General features: G+C 62.7%; 14 protein-coding genes and 1 pseudogene. 10 read left to right on the forward strand and 5 right to left on the reverse strand.

The features are described 5' to 3' along the window. Positions 1 to 68: 68 nt before the first annotated feature. The 4 genes and pseudogenes from JOH52_RS13570 (at position 69) to JOH52_RS13585 (ending at position 4,543) form a co-directional block, all read left to right on the forward strand. The gene (locus JOH52_RS13570) at positions 69 to 911 is read left to right on the forward strand and encodes a MurR/RpiR family transcriptional regulator (protein ID WP_010969685.1); all 843 of its coding nucleotides are present in this window, start codon (positions 69 to 71) and stop codon (positions 909 to 911) included. A 458-nt stretch (positions 912 to 1,369) separates the two neighbouring features. After that, positions 1,370 to 2,834: pseudogene (locus JOH52_RS13575) on the forward strand (MFS transporter). Further along, the gene (locus tag JOH52_RS13580) at positions 2,831 to 3,490 is read left to right on the forward strand and encodes an aspartate/glutamate racemase family protein (protein ID WP_010969683.1); all 660 of its coding nucleotides are present in this window, start codon (positions 2,831 to 2,833) and stop codon (positions 3,488 to 3,490) included. Before JOH52_RS13575 ends, JOH52_RS13580 begins: the two are co-directional and overlap by 4 nt. A gap of 153 nt (positions 3,491 to 3,643) precedes the next feature. Further along, positions 3,644 to 4,543, forward strand: coding sequence for an aminoglycoside phosphotransferase family protein (locus JOH52_RS13585; protein ID WP_003533789.1), 900 nt, complete (start codon positions 3,644 to 3,646; stop codon positions 4,541 to 4,543). 35 nt (positions 4,544 to 4,578) lie between these two features. On the opposite strand, the gene JOH52_RS13590 is transcribed toward JOH52_RS13585, so the two are convergent. Beyond that, the gene (locus JOH52_RS13590) at positions 4,579 to 5,337 is read right to left on the reverse strand and encodes a thermonuclease family protein (RefSeq protein ID WP_013844626.1); all 759 of its coding nucleotides are present in this window, start codon (positions 5,335 to 5,337) and stop codon (positions 4,579 to 4,581) included. A gap of 300 nt (positions 5,338 to 5,637) precedes the next feature. Continuing rightward, complete coding sequence (locus tag JOH52_RS13595; RefSeq protein ID WP_209566037.1) at positions 5,638 to 6,441, reverse strand: hypothetical protein; 804 nt, start codon at positions 6,439 to 6,441, stop codon at positions 5,638 to 5,640. Positions 6,442 to 6,611: 170 nt separating this feature from the next. Here JOH52_RS13595 and JOH52_RS13600 point away from each other — a divergent pair, with 170 nt between their 5' ends. Continuing rightward, positions 6,612 to 7,202, forward strand: coding sequence for a transglutaminase-like cysteine peptidase (locus JOH52_RS13600; protein WP_003537029.1), 591 nt, complete (start codon positions 6,612 to 6,614; stop codon positions 7,200 to 7,202). Positions 7,203 to 7,259: 57 nt separating this feature from the next. Here JOH52_RS13600 and JOH52_RS13605 read toward each other — a convergent pair whose 3' ends face one another. Continuing rightward, positions 7,260 to 9,203 (reverse strand): MacB family efflux pump subunit, encoded by a 1,944-nt coding sequence (locus tag JOH52_RS13605; RefSeq protein WP_010969681.1) that lies wholly within the window; start codon positions 9,201 to 9,203, stop codon positions 7,260 to 7,262. An 8-nt stretch (positions 9,204 to 9,211) separates the two neighbouring features. Beyond that, positions 9,212 to 10,492, reverse strand: coding sequence for a macrolide transporter subunit MacA (gene macA / locus JOH52_RS13610; protein WP_014526928.1), 1,281 nt, complete (start codon positions 10,490 to 10,492; stop codon positions 9,212 to 9,214). 283 nt (positions 10,493 to 10,775) lie between these two features. Here macA and JOH52_RS13615 point away from each other — a divergent pair, with 283 nt between their 5' ends. Further along, entirely contained in the window at positions 10,776 to 11,423 is a 648-nt protein-coding gene (locus JOH52_RS13615; protein ID WP_010969679.1) for a TetR/AcrR family transcriptional regulator C-terminal domain-containing protein, read from the forward strand. A gap of 58 nt (positions 11,424 to 11,481) precedes the next feature. Further along, positions 11,482 to 12,501, forward strand: coding sequence for a ketol-acid reductoisomerase (ilvC, locus tag JOH52_RS13620; RefSeq protein WP_003537021.1), 1,020 nt, complete (start codon positions 11,482 to 11,484; stop codon positions 12,499 to 12,501). A gap of 65 nt (positions 12,502 to 12,566) precedes the next feature. Here ilvC and JOH52_RS13625 read toward each other — a convergent pair whose 3' ends face one another. Further along, on the reverse strand, positions 12,567 to 12,821 hold the full coding sequence (locus tag JOH52_RS13625) for a hypothetical protein (protein WP_010969678.1): 255 nt from the start codon (positions 12,819 to 12,821) through the stop codon (positions 12,567 to 12,569). A gap of 234 nt (positions 12,822 to 13,055) precedes the next feature. Between JOH52_RS13625 and JOH52_RS13630 the strand changes: the two genes are divergently transcribed. The 3 genes from JOH52_RS13630 (at position 13,056) to JOH52_RS13640 (ending at position 15,795) form a co-directional block, all read left to right on the forward strand. Beyond that, entirely contained in the window at positions 13,056 to 14,009 is a 954-nt protein-coding gene (locus tag JOH52_RS13630; RefSeq protein ID WP_010969677.1) for an adenylate/guanylate cyclase domain-containing protein, read from the forward strand. 155 nt (positions 14,010 to 14,164) lie between these two features. Further along, a complete protein-coding gene (locus tag JOH52_RS13635) occupies positions 14,165 to 15,109 on the forward strand; it encodes an ABC transporter substrate-binding protein (protein ID WP_010969676.1) in 945 nt (314 codons plus the stop codon). Continuing rightward, a complete protein-coding gene (locus JOH52_RS13640) occupies positions 15,097 to 15,795 on the forward strand; it encodes a L,D-transpeptidase (RefSeq protein ID WP_010969675.1) in 699 nt (232 codons plus the stop codon). Before JOH52_RS13635 ends, JOH52_RS13640 begins: the two co-directional genes overlap by 13 nt. Positions 15,796 to 15,815: the final 20 nt, after the last annotated feature.

The raw sequence follows: 15,815 nt of genomic DNA on the forward strand, positions 1-15,815 counted from the left end.
TCCACCTATTGCCAAGGCCGGACGAAAATCGGACAGTCCCGTGAAACGACAGTTTCATGAGAGTGCCGATGGCTGCCAAAGAACGATCCTTCCTCGCTCGTGTCCGCGAAATTCTGCCGGAGCTGCACCCGGCCGAGCGGCGGCTCGGCGATTTCCTCTGTGATTTTCCGGGGGAAATAGCGAGCTATTCCGCGCAGGAGCTGGCGGCTTTGGCCCATGTGTCGAAAGCGACCGTGTCGCGCTTCGTTCAGCGTCTCGGCTATGAAAACTACGAGGAAGCGCGGCGGCACGCGCGCGCGGACAAGCAGACCGGGTCGCGCCTCTTCCTGGCGACGGCCACCGACGCCGACGGCCGGCAATCGGTCGCAGCGCATGTCGCCCAGGGCGTCGCCAATCTCGAAGCCACGTTCCTCGCGATCGGCGAGGCTGAGATCGATGCGGCTGCCACAGCCATCCTGGAGGCACGCAAGGTGTGGGTCATCGGCTTTCGCGCCAGCCATTCCTTCGCGACCTATCTGCAATGGCAGCTCACGCAGGTGATCGAAAACATCGCTGCCATTCCCGGAGGCGGGCAGACGCTCGGCGAGCATCTGGTCAGCATCGGTCCCGACGACGTCGTCGTTCTCTTCGGCCTGCGGCGCCGCGTCGCTCTGATGGAGCAACTCATGGCGCAGGTGGAAAGAACCCAGGCGAAGTTGCTCTACATCACCGATGAAGGCGTGCCTCCCCTGAGCCGTGCGGCTTGGCACTTCCGTTGCCAGACGCTGGCGCCGGGACCGCTTTTCAACCACGTGTCGGTTATGGCGCTCTGCCATCTCCTGACCACGCGCTGCATCGAGACCGCAGGCGTGGCCGGCCGGAACCGGCTGCGTGGTATCGAGGCACTGAACGACACGCTGGAAGAGCTGTGAGTCCGCTGAATGCAGGCCGCGACGGCTTATCTCGCCGTCGATAGGGCTCTGGCTGGAACGCCTTGCGTGTGGATCCTCGGGTCAAGCCCGAGGATGACGACCGGGTCAAGCCCGAGGATGACGACCGGGTCAAGCCCGAGGATGAAAGGATGTTTCGATAAATTGCCGCGACGAGCGTCCCCCCCCCTGGCTGATATGAACCGTGCACGGGCCTCGCTGCGCCGGTTTCATGCGTCAACCCCTCAGCCAGTCATCCTCGGGCTTGACCCGAGGATCCAGCCACGAGCCACCAAGGCAGCGCGACCAAGCCCGTCAATGGCGACGCGCCGGGGACTGCCGGGAGGGGCAGGAATCCCTCTCCGTCGCCCCTGTGGATTCGGGGCTACGAAACTGTAGTTTCTTTATGTATGATTGAGAAGCTAAGTTTTCACGCTCGTTCAACCACAAGGGGAACAACAATGGCAGCGGAAAATATGGTGCCGACCGGCGGGAGTTCGCCGGTCATTCGACAACTGGAATCGGCTTTCACCAAAATCGGCGTTACCGGCGCGCACAAGCAGATCCTCGCCCTTGTCCTGATCGGTTGCCTGTTCGACAGCTTCGAACAGAACACGATCGGCGTCGCCGGCCCCATTCTCAAGGAGCACTGGGGTCTCACCGGCACGGATATCGGATTTCTCAACACGATCACCTTCGGCAGCGCCGCCATCGGGCGACTGCTGTCGGGCATTCTCGGCGACCGCTACGGCCGGCGGGTCATGCTGACGATCAATCTCCTGCTGTTCACCATCGGCTCGGCGGCCTGCGCGATGGCGCCGAACTTCACCATGCTTTGTTTTGCCCGCGCGATCGTCGGCTTCGGCGTCGGCGGCGAAATCTCGACGGCGGTGACGATGCTCTCCGAATTCTGCTCGCCCAAGTTTCGCGGCACGGCCGCAGGCCTCGTGAATGTCGGCGCCGGTGGCTTCGGCAATTTCCTGGCGCCGGCATTCGGTCTGCTGATATTCACGCTTTTCCCCGGAGAGAACAGCTGGCGCTGGCTATTCGCATCGCTGGCGCTGCCGGCACTTCTGGTCGTCTTCTATCGCCGCTTTGTACCCGAGACGCCGCGGTTCCTCGCCTCGAAGAACAAGATCGGCGAGGCGAACAAGGTGCTGTCCATCCTGGCCTCAGGCTCGCTCAAACCGCGCAATCTCGTGGTGCACGAATACCTGACGACAGACCATATGACGGACGAGGCACCCGATGAAGAGCGACTGGCGGGAACTCTTCCGCGCACCCTTCATCGGGCGGACCATACCGGTAGCGATCGCCATTCTCATGAGCTATGGCGCGCAATTGTCGGTCCTGACGCTGATGCCCGTCATCTTCGTGTCGATGGGCTATACGCTCTCCGGCAGCCTGCTCTACAGCATGATCATCCAGAGCGGCAGCGTCCTCGGTGCGATCGCCGCTTCGATGTTCGGCTACTATCTGCCGCGCAAGAAGGTGCTGACCGTGGGTGCGGCGCTCGCCTGCCTTGCGGCGGTGTCGATCGTCACTCTCGGCACCAATATTTACCTCGTTCTCCTGTTCGGAGCCATCTTCCAGTTCTTCGTCCTGCTCCTCAACACGTCGATCTGGATCTACGCGCCGGAACTGTTCCCAACGAGAATCCGTGCCTTCGGGGTGGCCCTCATCCTGGCAACGGGATCGGCGGCCGGCTCGTTCGTGCCCACGATTTCCGGCATGCTGTTCGACAGCTACGGAATGGTCGGCGTCTTCGGGCTTGCTGCGGGGATGTATGCGGTCTTCGCATTCTGCATCCAGCTCGGGCCGGAAACCTACGGCCGATCGATGGAGGATCTCTCGCAACCGGCGGAGGCCGATCAGCCCAAAGTCGCGCAGCAGCAGGGGCCAGTCGCCGTGGAGCTCAGAACGTGAGCTCCCATCTCCTGCTGATCAACCCGAACAGCTCGCAGGCGACGAGCGAGATGATGGTCTCCATCGCGCAGAAGGCTGCGAACGGGCGCCTGGCCGTGGCAAGCGCCACGGCCAGGCGCAGTCCCCGGATGATCCTGAAGCCGGACGAACTGGCGGCCGCCGCCGACGAGGTGGTGGAAATCGGCACCAGACACGAGCCGGGCTGCCTCGGGATCATCGTCAGTGCTTTTGGCGATCCCGGCCTTGCCCTGCTTCGGGAGCGTGTCGGTATCCCGGTCGTGGGCATCTGCGAAGCTTCGATGCTGGAGGCTTCCCGGGATGGACGACGGTTCGGCGTTGCAACCACGACGCCCGACCTCGCGGATGCGATCGCCGAGCGGGCACGGCATCTGGGGCTTTCGCATCTCTACTCCGGCATCCGCTGTACGCCCGGCGATCCGCTCGCCGTTGCCGGAGACGAGGAGCGTCTGCGGACCTCGCTTTGGCACGCAGTTCGCGCCTCCGTCGACCTTGATGGGGCAGAGGCAGTCATCATCGGCGGCGGTCCGCTAGGAAAGGCCGCCGAGCAACTGCAGCCGCTATTCGATGTGCCCGTCATCGGCCCGATACCGTCCGCCGTAATGCGGGTACTCGGGCTGTTGCAGGTCGATGCCTGAGCGCAATTTCCGCGCGGAAACTTGGAAACCGTCACGTTTCATGATCATAATTTGATCCAACCCGGATCGTTCCGCTGTCTCGTTGGAACATCGAAGCGATCCGGCTCCTCCCGGCAGTCTAAAAATCACCGTGATCAGGGAAGCGGATATTCGATGTCTTCCGCCGAAACGCCCGAAATCAGTACAGCCCTCGTCGAACAATTGATTTCCGAACAGTTTCCGCAATGGGCGGACCTGCCGATAAGGCCGGTCGAGTTCGGTGGGTGGGACAACAGGACCTTTCACCTCGGCGACGATATGAGCGTGCGGTTGCCGAGCGCCGCCCATTACGCGCTTCAGGTGGAAAAGGAGCAGCACTGGCTGCCTCGACTTGCACCGCACCTGCCGTTGCGTATTCCTGTGCCTTTAGCCATTGGGCGGCCGGGCAGGGGCTATCCGTGGCATTGGTCCGTCTATCGCTGGCTCCGGGGCGAGACCGCGACCCATGCGCCCATCGCCGATCTCGCCAGTTTTGCGACGACGCTCGGTGAATTCCTGGCTGCGCTGCAACGGATCGACGCGTGGAGCGGTCCGCCGCCCGGGCAACACAATTTCTACCGAGGCGGTCCTTTGGCCGTCTACGACCACGAAACGCGCCGGGCATTCGAAGCGCTCGAGGGCACGATCGACGTTGCCGCCGCACGTGTGGTGTGGGAGGCGGCGCTTGCCTCCGCATGGAACGATGATCCCGTCTGGTTCCATGGCGATGTCGCCTCGGGCAACCTCTTGGTCGAAAACGGCCGCTTGAGCGCCGTGATCGATTTCGGCACGTCCGGCGTTGGCGATCCGGCTTGCGACCTGTCGATCTCCTGGACGATGTTCGATGAAACAAGCCGCGCCGCATTCCGGGACGCCCTTCCGCTCGACGAAGAGACCTGGGCGCGTGGCCGTGGATGGACCTTGTGGAAGGCGCTGATCGTTGCCGCCGAGATGCCGGGCACCGATCGACTGGAAATCGAAAAATCGCGGCGGGTCATCGATGCGCTTCTGTCGGATCATCGCCGCTATGGGTAGCGAATTTTAATCCCGCGTCCTGTTGCCGATGCGGTTCAACCGGAAACGCGCGCGGTGGACTGACCGCACCACGACTGTGGCTGCCCGGTTCGCTTTCTGGCGAGCCCCTCCGATATGAGGATGTCTCCGAGGGACCTGCCGTTCCTGACGACGAGCCGCCGCTTGCCCGGCTCGTCGCCGGGGCTGGTTTCGGATGCAACGAGGGCGAAGTTTCCGGAATTCAGCAACTCGCGCAATCGTGCCTTGGCATAAGAGCCGCGCGACCGTTCCTCGTCGCATTTCGCGAGCTTCGTTTCCGGCGCGTCTATATCGGCGATGAGAATCCTCTGGCCCTGGTACAGGAAGGTATCGCCGTCGAGAACGCAGTTATCGTGGCGGATGCCGCAAAAATAAAAGGTGCCGCTCTCGGCCGGGCGCAGACTCGCCTGTTCGAGAGACTGCCTAACCGGTAGTTCAACGGGTGCAGGCGGGATCAATGCGGTCTTCGGCGCTATCGACCCGGTCTGCTCCTTCGGACGGAAAGGGATCGGAATGGTCGCCAGTTCCACCTTCTTTGGTGGTTTCTTCTCGGCCGGCTTCTTCGCCTGCGCTCTTTTCTCGGCCGGTTTCTCGGCGTGCGAAAGCAGTGCCGTCAGCTTCGATGCGCCGGGCAGATGGCCGAACTCCCCCCGATGCTCGTAGGCCACAATCCCGCCGACGATGACTGCGGCCGCCAGATACCAGCGGCCCATACCGCTCCGGCTGCTCTTGCGGGCCGTACTGCGCTTTCGTCTTTTGGAATTTGTCTTGGTCATGGGATTCGGTCCTCGATTGCGGCGGCATTATCGGGACCAGGGGTTAGTGAAAGGTTGTCGTAGCTGCGCGGGTCAAATCATTTCAGGTTCTGCACTCTTCCCGATCCCGCCCTGACTACAGCGCTCAAGAAGGGAAGGGCGGCACCTGCGGGAGCCGCCCTTCAAGAGTTACCGTTGACGTTGCTGGACAAGCGCCCCGGCTTGTCACTTTCCCAGTCTGACCGTAAGCCGTCAACGGTCGTGATCACTCTTCTTGCTGATGCCAGGGACTTCCGTCACCGCGGCGATTGCCGCGGCTGCTTACTTGTCGCCCTTGGCTTTTCCGCCCTTGTCCTTCCCGCCTTTGCCTCGGCCGTCTTGATCGCCCTTATTGTTGTCCTGGTGGCCCTTACCGCCGTCCTGGTTACCCTTGTCGTTGTCCTGGTGGCCCTTGCCGCCGTCCTGGTTGCCCTTGTCGTTGTCCTGGTGGCCCTTGCCCCCGTCCTGGCCACCCTTTCCGTTATCCTGGTGGCCTTTGCCGCCGTCCTGGTTACCCTTGCCATTATCCTGGTCACCCTTGCCGGGATCCTGACCACCGCCGCCGTTGTCGCCGCCGCCGCCGCCACCGCCGTTGTCGCCGCCGCCGCCGCCACCGCCGTTGTCGCCGCCGCCGCCGCCACCGCCGTTGTCGCCGCCGCCGCCACCGCCGTTGTCGCCGCCGCCGCCACCGCCATTGTCGCCACCGCCGCCACCGCCACCGCCGCCGCCGCCGCCGCCACCGCCGCCGCCAACACCGCCGCCGCCCTTGCTGCCGCCGCCTTTGCCGCCACCTCTCATCGGACCGCTTGCCGTGGAGTCGCTGCGATCGTGGCGTCCGGTGCCGGCGCCGATAGATGCCGTCGTCAGGGGCGGACACATCTTAATCTGCGCGGGGGTGAGAATCTTCGTTCGGTTTATTGCAACGCAACATGCCGCGAAGTTGTCTTCCGAAAGGGGACTGCACTGACGGGCAGTCATGCGCTGGCGCTGTACTGCATCCGCATCCGTCGTAACGATTACAGCTCCAATCGTGGCCGTGGATAGTATGAAGAATGTCCGAAATATCGATCTATTAATTCTTTTCATTTCTATACTCCTAAAAACATTAACTTTAAAAATACTTTTTAGAATTGAATTAAAATTAACTGTGGTCAATTTACAAATTGTTAGTAGATGGCCATATCGCTGCCTCATTTCGGGTTATCAACCATGGCTTAATCTATCTTAGCTAGTCTCTACGGCGGACCGGGGGACTTATGCCCGCCGTTGGAGAACGCCTCGTGAAACGCTTCATTGCGCAGACAGTCTTTTTGTTGCTGATTGCGGCCCCTGGGGCTGCCGATGCCGGTACAACCATGAGGACCGCCGGCAAGGCCTTCGCGCCGCCGGCCTTCGCATCCTTCTGCGTCCGCGAGCCGCGGCTCTGCAACACTGGCGGCGGAAAGAAGGCCGTCGTTCTCGCTCCGGAAAAAATCAGCGAGCTCAAGCAGATCAACAGCTCCGTCAATGCAAGCATCCGAGAACGCAGCGACCGCGCAAACGTCGGCAAGGAAGATGACTGGCGTGTGCCGACCGCCTATGGAGACTGCGAGGACTTTGCAATTCTGAAGAAGCGGGAGCTCCTGAAACGGGGTTGGCCGGCCTCGGCTCTGCTACTTACGGTTGCGCGCTACCGCGGGGAGGGCCACACGGTTCTCACGGTCCGCACGAGCGAAGGTGACCTCGTGCTCGACAACAGGACCAACTCGGTCAGAGATTGGTCGCGCACCCCTTATAATTACTTCGCCCGGCAGTCCCAGTCGAACGGTAAGCGCTGGGAATTGATCGCAGGCGCCCAAAATATCTGATTTCGACTGAAACGGCGCTTTTCCCGCGCGGGAAAACCGTTACTGCGTGGAAGTGATCTAATCCGCGCTGAGGGCCACCGCCGGCTGGAGGCGCGATGCGTTTCTGGCCGGCAGATAGCCGAAGAGCAGGCCGGTGAGAAATGCACAGGCGAAGGCAAGCGCGACGGGGCCAGGCGTGAAGCTGACGGGCATGCCGAAGGCTTTAGCGGCGTAACCTGTCGATAGACCGGCCACGACGCCGATCGCCCCGCCGATCGCGGAAACGACCAGCGCCTCGACGATGAACTGCACGAGTATGTCCCGCTCGCGCGCTCCGGTCGCCATTCTCACGCCGATCTCGCGTGTGCGTTCACTGACGCTGACGAGCATGATGTTCATCACGCCGATGCCGCCGACGAGCAGCGAAATCGCTGCGACCGACCCCAGGAAGAATTTCATGGTGTTCGAAGTCTCGGTAAAGGCCTCGCGCACGGAAGACATGTTGGTGATCTGGGTATCGTCCTTCCTGTGGCGCTCATTGAGCAACGCTTGAATTCTCTCCTGGGTCAGGTCTATTGCCGAGGCATCCTGCACCTTGACGGTGATCGTGCGGATGTTGCGCTGACCGAAGAGGCGCATGCTGCCGGTCGTGAGCGGCACGAGGACCACGTCGTCCTGATCGTTGCCGCCGGCGCTGGCGCCCATCCCGCTCATCACCCCGATCACCTGGAAGGGGATCTTGTTCACGAGCACGTATTGACCGATCGGGTCGGAGCCCTCCGGGAAAAGCGTCTTGACGACGGTCTCGCCGAGCACCGCGACCGGTGCATATGTTTCCATGTCGTTCCGGTTGATGAACTCGCCGCGGCCGATCTTCCAGGACTTCGCTTCCGTGAACTGCGGCACAGTTCCGTTGGCGGTCGTCTGATAGTCGATGTTGCCGCGCCGAAGCGTCACCGTGCTCGTCATTTCCGGGACGGCGAACGCGACATTCGCAAGCTCGGTGATCGCGTCCGCATCTGCCGGCACGAGGGTGACATTCGTCCCGCCGGCGCTGCCGCGGAAATTCGCCATGCTGGGGCGGACGACGAGAAGATCCGATCCCATCGACGAGATGCGGTCGAGTACCGAATTCTGCGCGCCGGTGCCGATGGCGAGCATGGCGACAACCGAGCCGACGCCGATGACGATGCCGAGAAGCGTCAGGATCGTACGGAAGAGGTTTGCCCGTAGCGCCCGCAGTGCCATCTTCACCGCTTCCGACACGTCCGCGATTGCCGCGAAGCCCTCACGCGTGCGCTGGGCGAGACCGACGGCTGCATCGCGATTGCTGCGTCTTTTCTTGGAGCGGTCGGCAACGATGTGCCCATCGCTGATCTCGATCAGCCTGTCGGCCTGTGCGGCCACCTCGCGCGAATGGGTGATGACGATGACGGTGTGGCCGTTTTCGTTCATATCGCGAAGGAGGCGCATCACCTCGTCGCCGCTTTGGCTGTCGAGCGCGCCGGTCGGCTCGTCGGCAAGGATGACGCGGCCTCCATTCATCAGGGCGCGGGCGATCGAAACGCGCTGCTGCTGGCCACCGGAAAGCTGGTTCGGACGATGATCGATCCGTTCACCGAGCTTGAGCGACTGCAGGAGCGCCTCGGCACGATCGTGCCGGTCGCGGGCGGAAACGCCGGCATAGACCGCGGGCACCTCGACATTCTCCCGGGCGCTCGCGGTCGGGATCAGATTGTAGGACTGGAAGATGAAGCCGAAGGTGCGGCGACGCAGCGCCGCGAGCTCGTCGCTGTCGAAGCCGGAGACGTTTTCGCCTTCGATGAAGTAGCTGCCCGAGGTCGGCTGGTCGAGGCAGCCGAGAATGTTCATCAGCGTCGACTTGCCGGAACCGGATTGTCCGATGATCGCGACGAACTCGCCGGCCTCGATATCGAGGGATATATGGTGCAGGACCTCGACGGCGATGTCGCCGTTGAAATAGGTCTTGCTGACATCCTGGAGTGAAATGAGCGGCGCCATCGGCGTGCTCAGAACATCGGCGGCATGCGCATGCCGCGCCGGGTGGCATTGGGAGCGCGGCTGCCGTTCGTGGCGGAGGCAGCGTCGACGACCACTTTCTCACCTTCCTGCAGCCCGCTGACGATTTCGGCGCTCACCCGATTGCGGACACCGACTTCGACGGTGCGCGTCTGCGTCGCACCGGACGGCGCGACGACGGTCACTTCCGCTCTTGCGGGCCCGTCGGAGGCCGCGGCTTCCACGGTGCGGAGTGCCGCGCTCGGCACGACCAGCACATTCTTGGCCGCCGCCTGGACAAAGAAGACCTGCGCGCTCATCGACATCATCAATTCGCCCGTGGGATTGGGGACATCGAAGAGGGCGTAGTAGAGGACGACGTTGTTCTCGGTATCGGGCATCGGCTCGATCTGGCGCAACTTGCCGGTGAAGCGCTTTCCGGGCTGTCCAAGCAGGGTGAAATACGCATCCATGCCGAGCTTCAGCTTGCCGACATCGGCTTCGGAGACCTGCGCCTTGACCGTCATCGTGGAAAGGTCGGCGATGGTGACGATCGTCGGCGTCGTCTGGTTGGCGTTGAGGGTCTGTCCCTCCTTGGCGGGATCGTCGACGATGGTGCCGGCCATCGGAGCATAGATCTTGGTATAGCCGAGATCGACCCGGTCCCCGGCAAGGGTGGCCTTCTGCTTGCGGATCTGCGCCTCGATCGCCTGCACATCGGCCCCAGCGGCCGCATGATCGGCGACGGCCTGGTCGAGCGTCGACTGCGAAACGCTGTTGGTGGCGACGAGATTGCGCTGACGCTCGATATTGGACTGCTTCAACACGAGCTGGGCCTTCTTCGAGACGAGCTGCGCTTCAAGATTGGCCAGTTCCGCCTCATCGATCTCGATCCTGTTCTCGATCGAGGCGGGGTCGATCTCAGCGATGAGCTGGTTCTGTTCGACCTTGTCGCCGATCCCGACATGCAGCGACTTCAACTGGCCGGAGACCTGTGCGCCGGCATCGACCGATTTGACCGCATCCAGCGTGCCGACGGCGGTCACGCTCTCTTCGATGTCGCCGCGCGTGACCGCCTGGGTGATCACGGTGGTGGCCGGCGGCGCCCCCTGGCGGCTCCAGGCATAGTAGCCCGTGCCGACAACCGCGAGCACCAGGAGCGCAAAGATCCAGGGGCGGCGCGAGCGGCGCTTCTTGCGCGGCGGCGTCACCGGAGCCGGGATGACCGTGACATTCGACGGTGTCGAACCACGCGCCGCTTCGTCTTCCCTCGTCATCGCTGTGTTGCTCATCGATTTTCTCTATCTCAGGCATCTTCATTCAAGATAAAGATCAACCTGTTCAGCGAAAAGCTTTGAGATCATTATATTTTCGTAATGTAGGGAGGGCCGCGCCGGCAAAGCGGGCTCGGGTGCGACGCAGGCAGGGAAACCGCACTCCGTCAGTGGGTTGCTCGGTTTTAGAGCAGGGCTGCCCTTAAAACGAGCCGGATATCCAAAACCGCTTGACGTTCCCCGATCGGACAATTAGAAACCTCACGAACCGTACCGTACGGTACTGATGAGGCGACAGCGAGTGCAAAACGTCGGAGCGATGAGAGAGGCAGGCGCCGCAAACGGCCTGACGGAGCGCCAGGGAGCGGTGCTCGAACAGGCGTTGCGCCTGCTTGTCGACGGGGGCGAAAAGGCGCTGACGACGGCGGGTGTGGCGCGCGCGGCGAACTGCTCCAAGGAGAGTCTCTACAAGTGGTTCGGCGATCGTGAAGGGCTCCTTTCGGCCATGATCGCCTTTCAGGCGAGCAAGGTTCGCACGCTCGACGTCTCCGCCGCAAAGCTGGACGGGGGCAGCTTGAGGGTGCATCTCGTCGCTTTCGCCAAGGACCTTCTCGACGTGCTGGCAGGCGACGTGTCGCTGGCGCTCAACCGGCTGGCGATCGGACAGGCGAGCCGGGAAGGCTCGAAGCTCGGCCACATGCTGCAGGAGCGCGGCCGCCGGCAGATCGGACGCAGGGCGGGAGCGCTGCTCGAAGCGGGCCGCAAGGCCGGTCTCCTCGCTTTCGACAACGCCGATGAGGCCTATGGCGCACTTTACGGCCTCGTCGTCTCGGACTGGCATTTGCGCATGCTTCTCGGCGAGGAGCCGGGCAGCCTGAAGAAGGATTTCAGCCGCAGGGCGGAGCGGGCGGTCGACGCCTTTCTCGCGCTCTACGGCGCGAAAAGGTAGGGCGGCCGTATCTGCGGCTGCCAAAGCGAAACGGACAAGCAAAGGGAAGGAAAATTCGATGCGCGTCTATTACGATCGTGATGCCGATCTCAACCTCATCAAGTCGAAGAAGGTCGCCATCATCGGCTACGGCAGCCAGGGCCGCGCCCATGCGCTGAACCTGAAGGATTCCGGCGCCCAGAACGTCGCCATTGCGCTGAAGTCGGGTTCCGCCACGGCAAAGAAGGCCGAAGCGGACGGCTTCAAGGTCATGACGGTTGCCGAAGCTGCCGCCTGGGCCGACCTGATGATGATGGCGACGCCCGACGAGCTGCAGGCCGACATCTACAAGGCCGACATCGCCGGAAACATCCGCGACGGCGCGGCAATCGCCTTTGCGCACGGCCTCAACGTCCACTTCGGCCTCATCGAGCCGAAGGCCTCGGTCGACGTCGTAATGATCGCTCCGAAGGGCCCGGGCCATACCGTCCGCGGCGAATACCAGAAGGGCGGCGGCGTCCCCTGCCTTGTCGCCGTTCATCAGGACGCTTCCGGCAATGCCCTCGATCTCGCTCTCTCCTACGCCTGCGGCGTCGGCGGCGGCCGCTCGGGCATCATCGAGACCAACTTCAAGGAAGAGTGCGAAACCGATCTCTTCGGTGAGCAGGTCGTTCTCTGCGGCGGCCTGGTCGAACTCATCCGCGCCGGTTTCGAGACGCTGGTCGAGGCCGGCTATGCGCCGGAAATGGCTTATTTCGAGTGCCTGCACGAAGTGAAGCTGATCGTCGACCTGATCTATGAAGGCGGCATCGCCAACATGAACTACTCGATCTCGAACACGGCCGAGTGGGGCGAATACGTCACCGGACCGCGCATCATCACCGAAGACACCAAGGCCGAGATGAAGCGGGTCCTCAAGGACATCCAGACCGGCAAGTTCACCTCGGAATGGATGCAGGAATACCGCTCCGGTGCCGCTCGCTTCAAGGGCATCCGTCGCGTCAACGACTCTCACCAGATCGAGGAAGTCGGCGCGAAGCTGCGTGCAATGATGCCCTGGATCGGCAAGAACAAGCTGGTCGACAAGGCGAAAAACTAAGATCCGCCTGCGATGAACAGAAAGGAAGCCGGAGCCCACGCTCCGGCTTTCTTATTTTCAGCGTCTTACATCGGATCCTTACCCTTCATGGCATTCGCCATATGGGACTTGCACTTTTCCTGGTCGTTCGCTGCCAGTGCCTCCTTGGCCATGGCGAGCTCCTTCTGCGCCATCTCCTTCCGGCCCGTGTCGGTGATCTGGCCCACGTCAGTCTCGAGCCTCGTCATGCCTGCCTGGTCGCAGACCATATCGGCCTGGGCAAAGGCTGGGGACACGCAAGCGGCGGATATCGCGGCTGCAACCAACATTTTCCTCAACATCTGTAACCTCCAGTTTCGTCGCTTCATGCGATACACGGCTCCAAACCGCCGAGGGACCGATCAGTTCCTTGCAGCAGGCTGCAGGTGCTCCCGCACGGGAAGCCGCTACACACTTTTCCCGGAAATGCTCCAAGCGCGCAGTGATGCCGCGGCAGATGCGTACGGCATTGAGAATCGCGACGGCGTCGCTATGGTGCCAGCGAGGCTCAGGCCTTCGAGCGAGGGCGAAATCCGATGCCACCAACACGCCGTAAGCTGACCACCATCTTCTGTGCCGACGTGCAGGACTATTCGCGCCTGATGGGCAAAGACGAGGAGGGAACGCTTGCGGCTCTCAAGCGCAGCCGGGATGCCATGGCGCGCCTGATCGAGGCGCGTGAGGGACGGGTGGTCAACACCTGGGGCGACGGGGTGATCGCGGAGTTTCCGAGCGTAGTCGAGGCGGTGAGGGCGGCGATAGACGTTCAGAACGAGTTGGCCGGACTGAATGCCGAACGGCACGGCGAGGCGCGGATGGATTATCGCATCGGCCTCAATCTCGGCGATGTGATCGCTGACGGCGACGACCTTTACGGCGACGGCGTCAATATCGCGGCCCGCCTGCAAGCCTCGGCACCGGCCGGTGGCATCGTGATTTCGAGCACCGTCTATGATCAGGTTCGCAACAAGCTGGCCGTCGGCTTCGAATTCCTTGGCGCGCTGACGGTCAAGAATATCGACGGGGGCGTTCCGAGTTATGTGGTCCAGATCGGAACGGCCGAGGGCACGGTGTCGCACAAAGGGGGCAGCGACTGGGGGCGACCGGGTGCACTTTCGGACCGCGGGACCCCGGCCGCCGACACCGGGGCAGGGCGAGCGACGATCGTCGAACGCACAGCGGCAGGCCGTCGCCTTTTTGGCGTCCTCGCCGTAGCCGCAGCGGCGGTCGTTGCCGTAAATCTGCTTTCCTGGGAGGGAACGTTCTGGGCCAGATGGCCCCTATTTGCGCTGGCCTTGATCGGGGTGCTCCGTTGCCTATGGACGTCCACGCGGCTCGACCGCGGGCTCGCCCTGCTCGGGGCAGCCGGATTTGCGGTCCTTGCGGTCAATCTCCTTTCCTGGGAGGGGAGATTCTGGGCGGTATGGCCTCTGCTTGGAATTGCGGTTGCGGCGGGAATTCGGTGGGTCACGCGCCGTCCCGTGCAGTGAGCACCGGCTCGCATAGGTTAAGCGGCGGAAGGGATGCGGTGTAACCGGAAGTTGACGGGACTCGGCAAGCCGTGCATTGTGCGCGCCAGGGAAGATAAAGCCCAGCAGGCATTCGTATCGGGACGACGTTCAGATAAACCTTTTCGGGGGGCACTGTGGGGAGAGGCCGGGAGTTCCTTTGTGCGGCGGCGCTGGCGTTGGCCGTGGCTGCGCCGGCAGCGGCGGCGGATCTGGTGATCGCAATGCCGCCCTGGCCATCCGGACAGGCAGCCGCGAATATTCTCAAGCTCGGCATCGCCAAGAAATTCAGCCTTGAGGCGGAGGTGCGCGAACTCGGGACGCTGACCGCCTTCATCGGCCTCGAAAAGGGGGAGGTCGATATCCAGCCGGAGGTTTGGCGGCCGAATTTCGACGAACTCGTCCGCAAATTCGTGACCGAAAAAGGCGTCGTGACGCTTAGCGAGCGTGCGGTACCGGCATGGCAGGGGATTTGCGCCACGCCGGAAGCGGCTGCGACGATCAAGTCCGTCGCGGATCTCGGCGATCCGGCCAAGACCAAGATCCTGGATACCGACGGCGACGGGCGCGGCGAAATGTGGATCGGTGCCGCCGAATGGCTTTCGACGGGCATCGAACGGGCGCGGGCGGCGGGCTACGGCTATGCGGCGAACCTGACGCTCGTCGAGGCCAAGGAGGAAGTAGCGATGGCGGCGGTCGACGCGGCGATCGCGACCGCGCGGCCGATGGTCTTCTACTGCTACGCTCCGCACCACGTTTTCAAACTGCACCAGATCTCCCGGCTCGAGGAGCCGCCTCACGACCCGGCGAAATGGAAGATCGCGCCGCCGAACGACCCGCTATGGGTCAGCAAGTCGAGCGCCGCCACGGCCTGGGACGCCGGGCAGTTTCAGATCGGCTATGCGACGGCCTTCGCAAAGAAGCATCCGGAAGTCGCGCAGTTCCTTCAGAAGGTGGACTTCTCGCCGGATGAAGTGACGGCGATGAGCTATGCGCTCGAAGTCGAGCGACAGGCCCCTGCGGACTACGCCAGGAAATGGGTTGAAAGCCACGCGGAACGGATCGACGGATGGGCGAAATGACGATGATCCAGACGCTCTCGAAAAGACAGGCAGGCCGCCGTAAATTCGGCAAGGCGCTGCTTCTCCTCGGTCTTTGCCTCGTTCCGCTTGCAGCGCTTGCCCAAACGCAGATCTACGATTCCAAGACGAAGAAATGGGTGAACTACGACAAGAGGAAAGCGCGGCAATATTTTGCGCGAAACAATCAGGTTCCCGAGGCCTTTCGCCGGCAGATGGTGCCGTTCCGCACGGCCGAAGTCCCGGGCACGATCATCATCGATGGCAACCAGCATTTCCTCTATCTCGTGCAGCCCGGCGGTCAGGCCATTCGCTACGGTATCGGCGTAGGCCGCGAAGGTTTCGGCTGGGCGGGCATCGTTCGGGTGGGGCGCACGGCCGAGTGGCCGACCTGGACGCCGCCGCCCGAGATGGTCGCGCGCGATCCGAACGCGGCAAAATGGGCAGGCGGCATGCCGGGCGGGCCTGACAATCCGCTAGGCGCTCGCGCGCTCTACCTTTACGAAGGTGATAACGATACGATCTACCGCATCCATGGTACGGTGGAGCCCTGGACGATCGGGCTGGACGTTTCCTCCGGGTGCATAAGAATGAACAATGATGACATTATCGACCTGCATTCGCGCGTCGGGGTGGGCGCGAAGGTCATCGTGCTGATGCAGGGGGCTGCGCTCTATAAGGGCGTGTGACCGGCCGAAACGCGGCCGGA

This window comes from Sinorhizobium meliloti (assembly GCF_017876815.1).
In the GTDB taxonomy this organism is placed as follows: Bacteria; Pseudomonadota; Alphaproteobacteria; order Rhizobiales; family Rhizobiaceae; genus Sinorhizobium; species Sinorhizobium meliloti.